Annotated in this window: 17 protein-coding genes; 16 read left to right on the top strand and 1 reads right to left on the bottom strand. The window is 62.0% G+C overall.

Going from position 1 to position 16,011, the window contains the following annotated elements; translation table 11 throughout:
- Nucleotides 1-15 precede the first annotated feature (15 nt).
- The 4 genes from fusA (at nt 16) to PV760_RS00770 (ending at nt 8,059) form a co-directional block, all read left to right on the top strand.
- A complete protein-coding gene (gene fusA, locus PV760_RS00785; RefSeq protein WP_354626922.1) occupies nt 16-2,130 on the top strand; it encodes an elongation factor G in 2,115 nt (704 codons plus the stop codon).
- 231 nt (nt 2,131-2,361) lie between these two features.
- Entirely contained in the window at nt 2,362-3,552 is a 1,191-nt protein-coding gene (tuf, locus tag PV760_RS00780; protein WP_018776689.1) for an elongation factor Tu, read from the top strand.
- Nucleotides 3,553-3,708: 156 nt separating this feature from the next.
- Nucleotides 3,709-7,905, top strand: coding sequence for a hypothetical protein (locus PV760_RS00775; RefSeq protein ID WP_354626921.1), 4,197 nt, complete (start codon nt 3,709-3,711; stop codon nt 7,903-7,905).
- Nucleotides 7,906-7,933: 28 nt separating this feature from the next.
- Nucleotides 7,934-8,059, top strand: a complete 126-nt coding sequence (locus PV760_RS00770) for a hypothetical protein (RefSeq protein ID WP_255520211.1) — start codon at nt 7,934-7,936, stop codon at nt 8,057-8,059.
- Nucleotides 8,060-8,146: 87 nt separating this feature from the next.
- On the opposite strand, the gene PV760_RS00765 is transcribed toward PV760_RS00770, so the two are convergent.
- Nucleotides 8,147-9,580 (bottom strand): GH1 family beta-glucosidase, encoded by a 1,434-nt coding sequence (locus tag PV760_RS00765; RefSeq protein ID WP_018776686.1) that lies wholly within the window; start codon nt 9,578-9,580, stop codon nt 8,147-8,149.
- A 383-nt stretch (nt 9,581-9,963) separates the two neighbouring features.
- On the opposite strand from PV760_RS00765, the gene rpsJ reads away from it, so the two are divergent.
- The 12 genes from rpsJ (at nt 9,964) to rplN (ending at nt 16,009) form a co-directional block, all read left to right on the top strand.
- On the top strand, nt 9,964-10,272 hold the full coding sequence (rpsJ, locus tag PV760_RS00760) for a 30S ribosomal protein S10 (protein ID WP_003803825.1): 309 nt from the start codon (nt 9,964-9,966) through the stop codon (nt 10,270-10,272).
- Nucleotides 10,273-10,289: 17 nt separating this feature from the next.
- Nucleotides 10,290-10,940, top strand: coding sequence for a 50S ribosomal protein L3 (rplC, locus tag PV760_RS00755; protein ID WP_018776685.1), 651 nt, complete (start codon nt 10,290-10,292; stop codon nt 10,938-10,940).
- 4 nt (nt 10,941-10,944) lie between these two features.
- Complete coding sequence (gene rplD, locus PV760_RS00750; protein WP_018776684.1) at nt 10,945-11,562, top strand: 50S ribosomal protein L4; 618 nt, start codon at nt 10,945-10,947, stop codon at nt 11,560-11,562.
- On the top strand, nt 11,559-11,864 hold the full coding sequence (gene rplW / locus PV760_RS00745; RefSeq protein ID WP_011775593.1) for a 50S ribosomal protein L23: 306 nt from the start codon (nt 11,559-11,561) through the stop codon (nt 11,862-11,864). Before rplD ends, rplW begins: the two co-directional genes overlap by 4 nt.
- Nucleotides 11,865-11,893: 29 nt before the next feature.
- A complete protein-coding gene (gene rplB / locus PV760_RS00740; protein ID WP_011775592.1) occupies nt 11,894-12,733 on the top strand; it encodes a 50S ribosomal protein L2 in 840 nt (279 codons plus the stop codon).
- 12 nt (nt 12,734-12,745) lie between these two features.
- The gene (gene rpsS, locus PV760_RS00735) at nt 12,746-13,027 is read left to right on the top strand and encodes a 30S ribosomal protein S19 (protein WP_011775591.1); all 282 of its coding nucleotides are present in this window, start codon (nt 12,746-12,748) and stop codon (nt 13,025-13,027) included.
- 39 nt (nt 13,028-13,066) lie between these two features.
- A complete protein-coding gene (gene rplV, locus PV760_RS00730) occupies nt 13,067-13,432 on the top strand; it encodes a 50S ribosomal protein L22 (RefSeq protein WP_018776683.1) in 366 nt (121 codons plus the stop codon).
- Complete coding sequence (gene rpsC, locus PV760_RS00725) at nt 13,433-14,254, top strand: 30S ribosomal protein S3 (protein WP_011775589.1); 822 nt, start codon at nt 13,433-13,435, stop codon at nt 14,252-14,254.
- Nucleotides 14,255-14,671, top strand: a complete 417-nt coding sequence (rplP, locus tag PV760_RS00720; RefSeq protein WP_003803795.1) for a 50S ribosomal protein L16 — start codon at nt 14,255-14,257, stop codon at nt 14,669-14,671.
- 2 nt (nt 14,672-14,673) lie between these two features.
- Nucleotides 14,674-14,994, top strand: a complete 321-nt coding sequence (gene rpmC, locus PV760_RS00715; RefSeq protein ID WP_014922387.1) for a 50S ribosomal protein L29 — start codon at nt 14,674-14,676, stop codon at nt 14,992-14,994.
- Complete coding sequence (gene rpsQ / locus PV760_RS00710) at nt 14,991-15,287, top strand: 30S ribosomal protein S17 (RefSeq protein ID WP_011775587.1); 297 nt, start codon at nt 14,991-14,993, stop codon at nt 15,285-15,287. The genes rpmC and rpsQ overlap by 4 nt, the downstream gene beginning before the upstream one ends.
- Before the next feature lie 353 nt (nt 15,288-15,640).
- Complete coding sequence (gene rplN / locus PV760_RS00705) at nt 15,641-16,009, top strand: 50S ribosomal protein L14 (RefSeq protein WP_003803789.1); 369 nt, start codon at nt 15,641-15,643, stop codon at nt 16,007-16,009.
- Nucleotides 16,010-16,011 lie beyond the last annotated feature (2 nt).

Raw genomic sequence — 16,011 nt, 5'->3', positions numbered from 1 at the left:
CGAAAGGGAGACCCCGTGGCACAGGACGTGCTTACCGACCTTAACAAGGTCCGCAATATCGGCATCATGGCCCACATCGATGCCGGCAAGACCACCACTACCGAGCGCATCCTGTTCTACACGGGTGTGAACCACAAGATCGGCGAGACGCACGACGGCGCCTCGACGACTGACTGGATGGAACAGGAAAAGGAACGCGGCATCACCATCACGTCTGCCGCCGTGACTTGCTTCTGGAACCAGAACCAGATCAACATCATCGATACCCCGGGCCACGTGGACTTCACGGTCGAGGTTGAGCGCTCCCTGCGTGTCCTCGACGGCGCAGTCGCAGTGTTCGACGGCAAGGAAGGCGTGGAGCCGCAGTCCGAGACTGTTTGGCGCCAGGCTGACAAGTACAACGTTCCGCGTATCTGCTTCGTCAACAAGATGGACAAGCTGGGTGCCGACTTCTACTTCACCGTAGACACCATCATTTCCCGCCTTGGTGCCAAGCCGCTCGTCATGCAGCTGCCGATCGGTGCCGAGAACGACTTCATCGGTGTGGTTGACCTCCTCGAAATGCGCGCCCTGGTTTGGCCTGGCGACGCAAAGGGTGACGTCACCATGGGCGCTTACTACGAAGTGCAGGAAATCCCGGCGGACCTCCAGGCCAAGGCCGAAGAGTACCGCGCACAGCTCGTTGAGACTGTGGCCGAGGCTTCCGAAGAACTCATGGAGAAGTACCTCGAAGGTGAAGAACTCACCCTTGAGGAACTCAAGGCCGGCATCCGCAAGATGACCATCAACTCCGAGCTCTACCCCGTGTTCTGTGGCTCTGCCTTCAAGAACCGCGGTGTACAGCCGATGCTTGACGCTGTTGTCGACTACCTGCCGAACCCGCTCGACGTCCCGCCGATGATCGGTCACGATCCCCGCGACGAAGAGAAGGAACTGACCCGCAAGCCGTCTGCAGACGAGCCGTTCTCGGCCCTCGCCTTCAAGATTGCTGCGCACCCGTTCTTCGGCCAGCTGACCTTCGTCCGCGTGTACTCCGGTCACGTTGAGGCCGGCGCCCAGGTGGTTAACTCCACCAAGGGCAAGAAGGAACGTATCGGCAAGCTGTTCCAGATGCACGCCAACAAGGAAATGCCTGTTGAAGGCGCTACCGCGGGCCACATCTACGCAGCCATCGGTCTGAAGGACACCACCACGGGTGACACCCTGTGTGATGCCAACAACCAGATCGTCCTCGAGTCCATGAGCTTCCCGGAGCCCGTGATCTCGGTTGCCATCGAGCCCAACACCAAGGGTGACCAGGAGAAGCTCTCCACGGCCATCCAGAAGCTCTCCGCCGAGGACCCGACCTTCCAGGTCTCCCTCAACGAAGACACGGGCCAGACCATCATCGCCGGCATGGGCGAGCTCCACCTGGACATCCTGGTGGACCGCATGCGCCGCGAATTCAAGGTCGAGGCAAACGTCGGCAAGCCGCAGGTTGCTTACCGCGAAACCATCAAGCGCGCAGTCGAGCGTCATGACTACACGCACAAGAAGCAGACCGGTGGTTCGGGTCAGTTCGCAAAGATCCAGATTGCGATCGAACCGATGGACACCTCTTCGGGCGAACTGTACGAGTTCGAGAACAAGGTCACTGGTGGCCGCGTTCCGCGCGAATACATCCCGTCTGTCGACGCCGGTATCCAGGATGCACTGAACGACGGCGTCCTGGCCGGTTACCCGGTTGTCGGCATCAAGGCCACGCTGATCGACGGCGCGTCCCACGATGTTGACTCCTCGGAAATGGCGTTCAAGATCGCCGGACGTATGGCTTTCAAGGAAGCCGCACGGAAGGCGAACCCTGTTCTGCTTGAACCGCTGATGGATGTTGAGGTCCGCACACCTGAGGAATACATGGGTGATGTTATTGGTGACCTGAACGCCCGCCGTGGCCAGATGCAGTCCATGGAGGACGCAGCAGGTGTGAAGGTTATCCGTGCACACGTTCCGCTGTCCGGCATGTTCGGCTACATCGGTGACCTGCGGTCCAAGACCCAGGGTCGCGCCGTGTACTCCATGACGTTCAACAGCTACGCGGAGGTCCCGAAGGCAGTAGCCGACGAGATCATCCAGAAAACCCGCGGCGAGTAATCTCCCGGTAACGGATGCAATTCCGGTATCGGGAAGGCATCTAAGCGCTTGAGGCGGGGCTGTGGCGAGAGCCGCAGCCCGGCCCCTGCGCAAACAGGCTCTAGGAACTATCATTGGTTCCTGAATCTGCAATTTCACCAAAACCAAGCCCCCAAGTAGACTTGCTAAAGTTTCTGCCGCGAAAAGCGCGGCCGAGGAGCACTTCACTTGAAATCGTTCTAGGAGGAACCTGTGGCAAAGGCAAAGTTCGAGCGGACTAAGCCGCACGTCAACATCGGCACCATTGGTCACGTTGACCACGGTAAGACGACGCTGACTGCCGCCATTTCCAAGGTGCTGTACGACCAGTACCCGGATCTCAACGAGCAGCGCGACTTCGCGTCGATCGACTCCGCTCCGGAAGAGCGCCAGCGCGGTATTACCATCAACATCTCCCACGTGGAGTACCAGACCGAGAAGCGCCACTACGCACACGTAGACGCCCCCGGTCACGCTGACTACATCAAGAACATGATCACCGGTGCTGCCCAGATGGACGGCGCAATCCTCGTGGTTGCTGCAACCGATGGTCCGATGGCTCAGACCCGTGAGCACGTTCTGCTCGCCCGCCAGGTTGGTGTTCCCTACCTGCTGGTCGCACTGAACAAGTCCGACATGGTTGATGACGAAGAACTCCTCGACCTCGTCGAAATGGAAGTTCGTGAGCTCCTGAGCTCGCAGGGCTTCGATGGCGATGAGGCTCCGGTTGTTCGCGTTTCCGGTCTCAAGGCTCTGGAAGGCGACCCGGTTTGGGTCAAGTCCGTCCAGGACCTGATGGCAGCTGTCGACGAGTCCGTTCCGGACCCCGTACGTGACCGCGACAAGCCGTTCCTGATGCCGATCGAAGACGTCTTCACGATCACCGGTCGTGGAACCGTTGTTACGGGCCGCGCCGAGCGTGGAACCCTCGCCATCAACTCCGAGGTCGAGATCGTTGGCATCCGCCCGATCCAGAAGACCACGGTTACCGGTATCGAGATGTTCCACAAGCAGCTCGACGAAGCATGGGCCGGCGAGAACTGTGGCCTCCTGCTCCGCGGTCTCAAGCGCGACGATGTCGAGCGTGGCCAGGTTGTCGTCAAGCCGGGTTCCATCACCCCGCACACCGACTTCGAGGCAAACGTCTACATCCTTTCCAAGGACGAAGGCGGACGTCACAACCCGTTCTACTCCAACTACCGCCCGCAGTTCTACTTCCGTACCACGGACGTAACCGGCGTTATCACCCTGCCGGAAGGCACGGAAATGGTTATGCCTGGCGACAACACCGAGATGACCGTTGCGCTCATCCAGCCGATCGCTATGGAAGAGGGCCTCGGCTTCGCTATCCGCGAAGGCGGCCGCACCGTTGGTTCGGGACGTGTCACCAAGATCATCAAGTAGTCACTGCTTGTAGATCGGTGATCTCCCGGCCCAGCCGGTAGTTTGCTCGGGAGAACCCCACCGCTTCTGTGGTGGGGTTCTTCTTTGCTATTATTTATCTATCGAATGGATAAAACACTGGTTGACGCCCTATGCCGGTGATACCGAGGAGTCGCAATGAACGCCCTGCTGATCGTGATGCTTCTTGCCATAGCCGGAGTGGTCGGCAATGCATTGGGCCGGAGCCAAGGGCGCCGGGCGGCGCTTCGCGATGGCGCCCGCCCCGGGATGCCGAGCGCCCAGTACCAGGCGGGCTACCTGGCCGGACATATGGCAGGTTGGCGTGACGCCGAGGCCAAGCGCCAAGGGAGCAGTGCACAGCCACCGGCACAGCCTGCGCCTGCCGCCGTCCTGCCCACGAGCCAGGGGACTGTTGCACCCCAGCGCGTCCCTGTGCCGTTCCCACCCGGGCGCCCTTCATATGCAGGGCCAGCGCCCGTACATCAGCGGCCGGCCCAGCCGGCAGGAGCCCCGGTGCAGGGGCCGCCACCGGTGCAGGGTCCGCCCCCGGTGCAGGGACCACCGCCGGTGCGGGAGTCGCCTGCAGAGGTGGCGGCGAGGAAAGCCCGCCGCGACCAACAGAACATCAACATCACCCTCTATGTCGCCAGCCTCCTGTTGGTGGCCGCGGGGGCCCTGTTTGTAGGAACCAGCCTTCCGGAACTGTTCCGTTTCGCGGGGATCTGGTTCATCACGGCGTTGTTCTACGTCTCGGGATTGGTTATCCATGCGAAGATCCCGCGACTGCGGCCGGCGGCCACGGCCTTCGTAGGGACCGGACTCGCCCTCATTCCCGTTACCGGCCTTGCCATGTACAACTTCGTTCTGCACAACGGCCCCGCTGCCTGGCTGGCCACCTCCTTGCTGGGGACCGCGGTCTATGCGTATACGGCCGTCAAGCTGGACAACAAGATCCTGGCCTACTTGTCGATCAGTTTCGTTGTCTCCACAGCATGGTCGGGAGTCTCCATCCTTGGCGGTGCGCTGGTGTGGTATTTCACTGCGCTCATCGGTGTTGCCATCGTCCTGACATTGGGTGCGTTGCTTCGTCCACGTTGGATTCCTCCGCTTTACGTGCGCCCCCTGATGGTGCTGCACCCCTATGTTGTTCCGCTGGTGGCCTTGGCAGTGACCTGCACGCCGCACCTTTTGTCCCACGGTGAGTATGCCCTGGTGATGCTGATGTGTGGTTGCTACTTCACAGTGATGGTCCTGGTGCCCCGCGCCCGGTACAGGCTTCAACACTTCTATGCGGCCAGGGCGGCGCTGACACTGTCCCTCCTGGGTCTGGTGTGGGATGCCACAGCCGACGTCAGCGCAGTGCTGCTGGCGGCGGTGCTCTGCCTCGGCGTCCAGTCACTGGGGGTTGCGTTCGGTGGCGCCATGCTGGCTCCCCGCCTGCGATGGAATGACGCGGTGTCGTGCTGGGGCCTGCAACTGGCGGCCGCTGCCGTACTGACGGCGGCTCTGGGCTTCGGCAACTTCGATCTCCCCGTCCAGATGCCCCTGTACGTGAGCATGCTGACCTCCATGGTGTTGGGTTGGAGGCTTGCCAGGGGTCCGGTGCCCGCCGCCGCTGTCCTTTTTGCGCCAGCTGCCGTCGCGGGGACCGGCCTCGTCTTCGCAGTCCTGTTGGGGGCACTGCCGGTTGCCGTGCTCTTGGCAGCGGCTGGTTCCTACTGGCTTCTGACCGCTTTGCTTCGACCAGCAGCCAACCGTCAGCACTTGGTCCTGGCTGGCCGGATAGCACTGACCGCGGCCGTCCCCAGCACTGTGGCAGCCATCTTTGAACACAGCCAGGAAAGGGCTGCCTACACCCTGCTGGCGCTCATTTCTGCGGCGGCCGTTCAGGAACTTGGCAGTGCAATAATGAGGCGGCGCGGTGTCCGGCTTGTGGCACCGCAGGCAACTGCAGCTGTGTTCGGGGGCGTAGCGATGGCCACGCTCCTGCTGCTGCCCTTCGTTGACCACGCCGCGGGGCGTCCGAGTGTTTCGGTGGCGGTTCTTTTGGTCCTGGCCGCGGGGCTGGCCTCCGGAATGCTGCTTTTGCCCTCGGGAGAGGGCGTCGGAACCGGCCGGGAGACGTGGACGCCAACCGTCGGGGAGGTGCTGGCCCCCGTCACTGCCATCGTTGCCGGTGCCGTAGCCGCCGCTGCTGTATCGCTCACATTGGCGAACTGGGTGCTCCTGGTAACAACCGCATACTTCGGCGTTACCGCGCTGCGGGTCAGATCGGCGAATCCTCGCCAAGGGTACTGGTGGCTTGCACGCGCTGCCGGAACCTTGCTGATGGCCTCTGCCTATGTGGACGCGCTGCGTGGTGGGTGGAACCTGCAGATCGCGGGGGAGACCCCTGGCGTTCCGCTTGTCTTAGCAGTTGCTGCAGCATTGCAGTTGGCTTTCCCCCTGACAGGCCGGTTCCAGCAAAGGTTCCCTCGGGCTTCCGTGGTGGACGCAGCGGTGACGGTCGCGGTCATGGCGGGAGCCACCACCGCATTGTCGTTTGCTGTGGCAGCGGGTAGGTGGTTGCCCAGGGACAGTTGGCAAGCAGGGGTGGCAGCCGTCGCCACCGCTTTCGCTGCGGCGGCGTGCACCGTGGCCCTGCGTGGTCGCGCTGGCGCCTGGATTTTTGCTCCGGCAGCGTTGGCACTGCTTTTGCCGCTTCGGCTCGGGCACGTCCGCGACGTCGAGATCCTCCTGGGCATCTTTGCCGGCTGCAGCGCCGTCATGATGGGCCTGGCCCGGGATTCCCGCATACGTGGCGCCTATCTGCTGGGGCTTCGGATTCTCGGGGCGTCCCTCATCACCGTAGTGGTGGCGGACGCTACGGACTCGTCGGCTGCTGTGACCATCGTGCTGGCCCTGCTTCTGCTGCTCCAGCACCTTGTGACCTTGTATCTGCGTCACTGCCACGTTGATGTTGCCTTCCAACAACCCACGACGTGGGCCGCCTTGGGTGCGCAACTGTTGCTTCCTTTGGCCTACTTGGCGTCCGGGAATTACGACGGCGGCGGCCGTTGGGTGGTCATGGCCTGCTTGGTCATCGTCCCGGCAGCGGTGGCTATCGCCTGGCGGTTCCTTGGGCTCCGTGGCGCCCAATACCTGGGTGCCGCTGCTGTCGGGGTCCTGGTACTGGTTTCGGGGCCGGCGATTCGATTCCCTTCTTATACGTGGCTGGCCCAGCCGCTCATGAATGGGTCGCAGGTGCCCGTGGCCTTGTTCGGACTGGCTGCTTGCCTGGTTGTCTTCCGGATTGCCTTCCCGCCGCGGATCCAAAAGTCTGGTTCGACGACCCTGATCGCGGCGGAGCGCTGGTTCTGGTTGGCGTCGTCGCTGGCCTTCGTTCTCGTCGGCGGTGTGCTGACCTTGCGCATTGACTACGCCCTGACCGGGTTGTCGGTGCTGACACTGGCCGGCGTCCTGTTCGCTGCCTCCCACGTGGAACGCCTGCCTCGTCTCTACGCTGCGGCCGCACCAGCGGCCCTGTTAGGCGCGGTACCCGCCGTCGAGGGCTTGCTCCGCAACCTGCCGTCGGACGTGTGGTCCCACTACGCCGTCTGGCTCCTGGGCGCCGGAGGTACGGCAGCCGGCTTGTACGCGGCGAAGGTCTTTGGCCCGCCTTCGATTCGCCGTCAGCTATGGCGCCAGAGATCCCTGGCCGGCACCGCGGTCGCCGGCCTGGCGACCGCGGCGGTGGCGGGTATGATCCACGACGAGACTGCCCTGATGGCCTTCGTAGTGGTGTTGGCTGCGGGCGCAGTGGTGGTGGCTGAAGTTCCCCGAGGGAAATGGCTGGCCGGAGAACTTGCCGGGGTGATAGCCGTGGCTGCCCTGCAGCGGGCCTTGCTGTTCGTTGGTGGTGCCAGCCCCGACTGGTTCTGGACTGCCCAGTGGTACGTCGTGGCAGCTGCTGTTTTGGCAGGACTGCGCTACATCAGGGGACAGCGCGGGGAAGGCCTGCTGCGCCTGTGCATCGGAGCCGGGATCCTGTCCCTGACATCCGCGGGCACCATCTTTGGTGGAAGCTCCGGGCAGCAACTTTATGTACTTGTGGCACACGTGGTGCTGCTCGCCGTGGGGCTTGTCGTAGCCGAGCGCCTGCTGGTGGCTTGGGGGGCCATCGGCGTGGTGCTGAGCATCATGTGGGCGCTTCGCACCTATGCCTTCGCAATGCTGGCCCTGGTAGCCGTGGGCCTCATTGTGCTTGCGGTGTGGCGCTTGAACCGTAAGCCGCCCGCTGGTCCCCAGGGCCCGGCCGCCGACAATGGTTCGGATGACACGGCGTCCTCGCGGGGCTATGGTGGCGTCCGATAGGGTTGGATTCTACGAAGAGGAGCACGGTGTGGAATTCCTGATTTTCCTGGCAGTGATAGCGGCCATCGGCGGTGGGGTGCTGTGGGGGCGCAAGAACTTCCGGCAAGAGATCGAGCGTGCCAAGCGCATCCGGCGCGCCAACAAGAACCAGTAGCTTCGGGCGGTGACGCCGGCTGCCTGTCCAGCGCCCGCGGTCAAACCCGGTCGCGATTTAACCCGATAGCGATTTAACCCGGCTGCGCTACTCGTTGCGGCTACGCGCGCGAGCCAGCGCCCTGAGCCAGTAGAACGATTCCTTCGGAGTCCGTTCCAGGGTTTCAAAGTCCACGTGGACCAGGCCGAACCTCTGCGAGTAGCCCGCTGCCCACTCGAAGTTGTCCAGGAGCGTCCACACGTAATAACCGCGCAGATCCACGCCTTCCGCAGCGCCGCCGGGACCCGTCGCGGTGACGGCGTGGCCCAGATGCTCAGCCAGATACGCGATGCGGTTGGTGTCCGGGACAGGTCCGTCGACATGGGCGGGCTCCGGGAAACTCGCGCCGCCCTCCGTGATGAAAATTGGTGGCAGGGCCTCCCCGTACCGCTGCTTCATCTCCTGGAGAACCGTGGCGAGTTGTTCCGGGGCCTCGGGCCAGCCGAAGCCGGTGGTCTCGTACTCTTGGTAGGCGGCAAGGTGGAAAGGGATATTGGCCATCTCTTCTGCCTGCCCGGTAGGGATCTCGGCAGGCCCCCGCCCGGAAGCCACCTTGATGGGGTAGTAGTAGTTCAAGCCGTAGAAATCCAAGGGCTGGTTTATTGTCTCGAGGTCACCGTCGAGCACGGGACCCAGTGAGCGGAACCAAGGCCACAGGGGAAGCGAAGGCTTGGGGTATTGGCCAAGAAGGACCGCGTCGGCGTAAATGCGGTTCAGTATCAGGTCCAGGGCCTCAGCCATCAGACGGTCCGAGAGTCGGTTGCTGGCCGGCCGCACGGGGGAGTGCATATTGGACAGGCCGATCTTGCCCTTAGCCCCCTCTGCCCTGAGTGCTTTGACTGCCAGGCCATGGCCCAGCAGCTGATGATGGGCTGCAGGCAGGCTGTCGAACAGGAGCTGGCGGCCCGGGGCGTGCGCACCCAATGCGTAACCCTGCAGGGTAACGGAAACGGGCTCGTTCACTGTGACCCAGTGGTCCACCCGGTCGCCGAACCGGCGTGCGGCCACAGCGGCATACTCGGCGAGCCTCTGGGCAGTGTCCCTGTTCATCCAGCCGCCCTCATGTTCAAGGGCCAACGGGGTGTCCCAGTGGTACAGGGTGACCATGGGTGAAATGCCGGCGGCCAGGAGCTTGTCCAACAAGCGGTCGTAGAAGTCCAGGCCGCGCTGGTTGACCGCGCCTCGACCGTCGGGTTGGATCCTCGGCCATGACAATGACAAACGGTAGGAATCGACGCCCAGCTCCTGCATCAGGGCTATGTCTTCATCCGCGCGGTTGTAATGGTCGCACGCCACGGTGGGGGAGCCGCCGTCGACGATTGCTCCTGGCTTTTCCGCGAAAGCGTCCCACCCGGACGGGCCGCGTCCATCAGCCGTGAGGGAACCCTCAATCTGGAAGGCGGCCGCCGCTACCCCTAATGTGAAACCAGGCCGCAGGCGTGCAGCGAGATCTTCCACTGAGCCTGAATCCTGGACGGACATGCCACCATCATCCCCAGTTGGCGGGGGCCGGGCAATGCCCAATGCGGGCCGATTGGCCTTTGCTCCGGATTTCCGCCATACTGGATGAGTTGTTCAAGCGCTTCTTCGTGTCCCGATCCGGATAATGCCGGGTGTCAGGGTCCAGGTTGAAGCCCAAACATAACCCTGAACCCCATGGAATGCGGTCGAGTCTGCGTGGAAATCGCGACACGCCCGACCGCGGGGGTCGGTGCGCCGGCAGGTTGAGGAACCCGGGAATATCCGGATTCAGCTTGTGCGGCGGGTGGTGGTAAAACCTCAAACGCCTCGGCGGCCACATCAACAGGTAAGTAAACAGAGCAGCCCTAACTAGAGCAGCACTAGCTGAAAGAGAGTCAGGCGACATGGCGGGACAAAAAATCCGCATCCGGCTGAAGTCATATGACCACGAGGTCATTGATGTTTCAGCGCGGAAGATCGTTGAGACGGTCACGCGCGCAGGCGCAACGGTAGTCGGCCCGGTGCCGCTGCCCACGGAGAAGAACGTTTACTGCGTTATTCGCTCTCCTCACAAGTACAAGGACAGCCGTGAGCACTTCGAAATGCGTACTCACAAGCGTCTGATCGACATCATCGACCCCACGCCGAAGGCCGTTGACTCGCTTATGCGTCTCGACCTGCCTGCAGACGTGAACATCGAAATCAAGCTCTAGGGAGGTGCTGAGAGACTATGACCGCAACCCGTAACGTAAAGGGCCTGCTGGGCACGAAGCTCGGCATGACCCAGGTCTGGGACGAGAACAACAAGCTCATCCCGGTAACTGTCGTCCAGGCTGACTCCAACGTCATCACGCAGCTGCGCAACGCAGATGTCGATGGCTATGTCGCCGTCCAGATCGGCTACGGCCAGATCGACCCCCGCAAGGTCACCAAGCCGCTGGCTGGTCACTTTGAAAAGGCTGGCGTTACCCCTCGCCGCCACGTCGTCGAACTGCGTACCGCAGACGCCGCATCCTACGAGCTGGGCCAGGAGCTCTCTGTTGAGATCTTCGAAGCCGGCCAGAAGATCGACGTCGTCGGCACCTCCAAGGGTAAGGGCTTCGCCGGTGTTATGAAGCGTCACGGCTTCCACGGCGTTGGCGCTTCCCACGGTGCCCACAAGAACCACCGTAAGCCTGGCTCCATCGGTGGCGCATCCACCCCGAGCCGCGTCTTCAAGGGCCTGAAAATGGCCGGCCGCATGGGCGCCGAGCGTCACACCACGCTGAACCTCACGGTTCACGCTGTTGACGTTGAGAAGTCGCTGCTCCTTATCAAGGGTGCCGTCCCCGGTGCCCGCGGCCAGGTCGTACTCGTACGCACCGCCGTGAAGGGAGCCTAGTTCAATGACTAGCACTGTCAAGGTAGACCTGCCTGCAGAGATCTTCGACGTCCAGACCAACGTGCCGCTGCTGCACCAGGTCGTCGTCGCACAGCTCGCTGCTGCTCGCCAGGGTACTCACAAGACGAAGACCCGCGCCGAGGTTTCCGGTGCAGGTCGCAAGCCGTTCAAGCAGAAGGGCACCGGCCGCGCCCGTCAGGGTTCCATCCGTGCTCCTCACATGACCGGCGGTGGCGTTGTCCACGGTCCGACACCTCGTGACTACAGCCAGCGCACCCCCAAGAAGATGAAGGCTGCTGCACTCCGCGGCGCCCTGTCTGACCGCGCCCGCAACGGACGCATCCACGTCATCGCTGAACTGGTAGCCGGCACCAAGCCGTCCGCCAAGGACGCACTGGCTTCGCTGCGCTCTGTCACTGAGCGCAAGAACCTGCTCGTCGTTATCGAGCGCGCCAATGATGTTGCTGCACTTTCCGTGCGCAACCTCCAGGATGTTCACGTTCTGTACGCAGACCAGCTGAACACCTACGACGTGCTCATCTCCGACGACGTGGTCTTCACAAAGGCTGCTTTCGAGGCGTTCGTCGCTGACAAGGCAAAGAACGAGGAGGCCTCCAAGTGAGCGTAACCACCATCAAGGATCCGCGCGACGTCGTGCTTGCACCCGTCGTTTCGGAAAAGAGCTACGGTCTGATCGACGAAGGCAAGTACACCTTCCTGGTGGACCCTCGCTCGAACAAGACCGAGATCAAGCTGGCCGTAGAGAAGATCTTCTCGGTCAAAGTTGACTCGATCAACACCATCAACCGTGCCGGTAAGCGCAAGCGCACCAAATTCGGCTGGGGACAGCGCAAGAGCACCAAGCGTGCGATTGTCACCCTCAAAGAAGGCACAATCGACATCTTCGGCGGTCCGCTCGCGTAGCGGAGACCACTTTAACGAGGAAATAAATTATGGGAATCCGTAAATACAAGCCGACTACCCCGGGCCGTCGCGGCTCGAGCGTAGCCGACTTTGCTGAAATCACGCGATCGACTCCGGAAAAGTCGTTGCTGCGTCCGCTGCACAAGACCGGCGGCCGTAACAACTCCGGTAAGATCACCACCCGTCACAAGGGTGGTGGGCACAAGCGCCAGTACCGTCTGATCGACTTCCGTCGTCACGACAAGGACGGCATCAACGCCCGCGTTGCCGAAATCGAGTACGACCCGAACCGCACGGCTCGCATCGCACTCCTGCACTACGTTGATGGCACCAAGCGTTACATCATCGCCCCCAACAAGCTGTCCCAGGGTGACTTCGTCGAGGCTGGCCCCGACGCTGACATCAAGCCGGGCAACAACCTGCCGCTGCGCAACATCCCGGTTGGTACCGTAATCCACGCAGTTGAACTGCGTCCGGGTGGCGGCGCCAAGATGGCACGTTCCGCAGGTGCTTCGGTACAGCTCGTTGCCAAGGAAGGCCGTTTCGCCCAGCTGCGTCTGCCCTCCGGTGAAATCCGCAACGTTGACGTGCGCTGCCGCGCAACCGTCGGCGAGGTCGGCAACGCCGAGCAGTCGAACATCAACTGGGGCAAGGCCGGCCGCATGCGCTGGAAGGGCGTTCGCCCGACCGTCCGTGGTGTAGCCATGAACCCGGTTGACCACCCGCACGGTGGTGGTGAAGGTAAGACTTCCGGTGGACGTCACCCGGTTAACCCGAACGGCAAGCCTGAGGGCCGTACCCGCCGTCCGAACAAAGAGAGCGACAAGCTTATTGTTCGTCGCCGCCGTACTGGCAAGAACAAGCGATAGGAGCCTGGACACATGCCACGCAGCCTGAAAAAAGGTCCTTTCGTTGACCAGCACCTCTTTGTGAAGGTCGCACGGGAAAACGATAAGGGCACCAAGAACGTCATCAAGACCTGGTCCCGTCGTTCGATGATCATCCCCGACATGCTCGGGCACACGATCGCCGTACACGACGGACGCAAGCACATCCCGGTGTTTGTCACAGAGTCGATGGTCGGGCACAAGCTCGGCGAATTCGCTCCCACGCGGACATTCCGCGGCCATGTTAAGGACGACCGTAAGGGCAAGCGCCGCTAAGGCGCCTGACTTTACGTCTTAGACGAGAGAAGGAAAGCAATGGAAGCCAAGGCTATTGCGCGTCACATCCGCGTAACGCCTATGAAGGCCCGGCGCGTCGTCAACCTTGTTCGTGGTAAGCAAGCGAATGAGGCTCTGGCAATTCTGAAGTTTGCCCCCCAGGCAGCTTCGGAGCCGGTATTCAAGGTACTTCAGTCGGCAATGGCCAACGCACGTGTCCTCGCGGACCGTGACGGCGTTGCATTCGACGACAGCGACCTGTTCATCAGCGAAGCATTCGTTGATGAAGGCCCGACCATGAAGCGGTTCCAGCCGCGTGCCCAAGGCCGCGCCTACCGCATCAGGAAGCGGACCAGCCACATCACGTTGGTCGTGGCAACCCCCGAGAAAGAGGAGGCTCGCTAAGTGGGACAGAAAGTAAACCCGCACGGGTTCCGACTCGGCATCACCACCGACCACGTTTCGCACTGGTTCGCTGACAGCACCAAGCCCGGACAGCGCTACAAGGACTTCGTCCGCGAGGACATCAAGATCCGTCAGCTCATGTCCACCGGCATGGAGCGCGCCGGCATCGCCAAGGTCGAGATCGAGCGCACCCGTGACCGTGTCCGCGTGGATATCCACACGGCACGCCCGGGCATCGTCATCGGTCGCCGCGGCGCCGAAGCAGACCGCATCCGCGGCGAGCTCGAAAAGCTCACGGGCAAGCAGGTCCAGCTGAACATCCTCGAGGTCAAGAACCCCGAGATGGAAGCACAGCTTGTTGCCCAGGGCATCGCTGAGCAGCTGACTTCCCGCGTGGCTTTCCGCCGTGCGATGAAGAAGGCAATGCAGTCCGCACAGCGTGCGGGTGCCAAGGGCATCCGTGTTGCTTGCTCGGGTCGTCTGGGTGGCGCAGAAATGTCCCGCTCGGAGTTCTACCGCGAAGGCCGTGTGCCCCTGCACACCCTCCGCGCGAACATCGACTACGGCTTCTACGAAGCCAAGACCACCTTCGGCCGCATCGGTGTGAAGGTTTGGATCTACAAGGGTGACGTAACCGCCAAGGAACTGGCTCAGCAGGCAGCTGCTGCTCCGTCCCGTGGCCGTGCAGGAGACCGTCCGGGCCGCCCGGGTGGCGACCGCCGTCGTCGTAACGACCGTCCGGCAGCTGAGGCAGCACCTGCTGCCGTTGAAGCACCGGCCGCTGAAGCTGCTGCCCCCGCAGCAGAAGGAGGACAGGCTTAAATGCTTATCCCACGTCGAGTCAAGCACCGTAAGCAGCACCACCCGGGTCGTTCCGGCGCTGCTACGGGCGGCACCAAGGTCAGCTTCGGTGAGTACGGTATCCAGGCCCTGAGCCCGGCATACGTAACCAACCGTCAGATCGAGTCCGCTCGTATCGCGATGACCCGCCACATCAAGCGTGGCGGCAAGGTCTGGATCAACATCTACCCGGACCGTCCGCTGACGAAGAAGCCTGCTGAAACCCGTATGGGTTCCGGTAAGGGTTCTCCGGAATGGTGGGTCGCAAACGTCAAGCCGGGCCGGGTTCTCTTCGAACTCTCCGGTGTCAATGAAGAGGTAGCTCGCGAGGCCCTGCGCCTGGCAATCCACAAGCTGCCGTTGAAGGCACGCATTGTGCGTCGCGAAGGTGGTGAATAGAAATGGCAGTAGGGTCGAAGGATCTCGCACCCGCACAGCTGGACGGTTTCGACAACGAGCGTCTCGTTGAAGAACTCCGCAAGTCCAAGGAAGAGCTGTTCAACCTGCGTTTCCAGTCCGCCACCGGACAGCTGGAGAACCACGGTCGCCTGCGCGCGGTAAAGAAGGACATCGCACGCATCTACACCGTTCTCCGTGAGCGCGAGCTGGGCATTCGTGCCGAGGTTGCCGCACCGGTTGTGGAAGCCAAGGAAGAAAAGAAGTCCAAGAAGGCTGCCAAGGCTGAAAAGGCCGAGGTTGAAGCTGGAGAGGACGCCAAGTGAGCGAGAAGGAAACTGTGACGGAAGCAGCAGCCAGCGCTGAACAGCGCGGTTACCGTAAGACGCGTCGCGGCTACGTTGTCTCTGACAAGATGGAAAAGACCATCGTTGTTCAGGTTGAAGACCGCGTAAAGCACGCTCTGTACGGCAAGGTTATTCGCCGCACCTCGAAGATCAAGGCTCACGACGAAGAGAACACCGCCGGCATCGGCGACCTCGTTCTCATCTCTGAGACCCGCCCGCTGTCCGCTACCAAGCGGTGGCGTCTGGTGGAGATCCTCGAAAAGGCCAAGTAAATCCGACGCCGGGCACGCCTGGCAGAGATTCACTGGAAAGGTCCGCATTCCCTATGGAATGCGGGCCTTTCCGCTTTCCCGGCCGGTTCGGTTACTGGCCCTGAACGTGCTAGGATATTGAGTTTGTATGGCGCCACTTGTGCGTCGTCCACTACCTCGTAAACAATCGTGCCGCTGCATACTGCCCCGCGCAGAGTTTTCTGCAAGGGAAGCTGATGCTTGTGGCACGGGCGTTTAGGCCTGTTCTGGCAAAATCCAGGCAGGTCAAGAGACACCCCGATCAACCGTTCCGCAAGGCTCATTCCGTATGCATGATTTCGGTCTGAGAACCGGCGCGACGCAAGGAGTAGAAATTGATTCAGCAGGAGTCGCGACTCAAGGTCGCCGACAACACGGGTGCTAAGGAAATCCTTACCATTCGCGTTCTCGGTGGATCCGGTCGTCGCTACGCAGGCATCGGCGACGTCATCGTCGCCACCGTCAAGGACGCTATCCCTGGCGGCAACGTAAAGAAGGGTGACGTCGTCAAGGCTGTCATCGTTCGTACCAAGAAGGAACGCCGCCGTGCGGATGGTTCCTACATCAAGTTTGACGAAAACGCAGCTGTGATCCTGAAGAACGACGGTGACCCCCGCGGTACCCGTATCTTCGGCCCGGTTGGTCGTGAACTTCGCGACAAGAAGTTCATGAAGATCGTTTCGCTGGCCCCGGAGGTGCTTTAGTC

This window comes from Paenarthrobacter sp. CC6 (assembly GCF_040560085.1).
GTDB lineage: Bacteria > Actinomycetota > Actinomycetes > Actinomycetales > Micrococcaceae > Arthrobacter > Arthrobacter nicotinovorans.
This window is presented reverse-complemented; position numbering and strand designations above follow the sequence as displayed.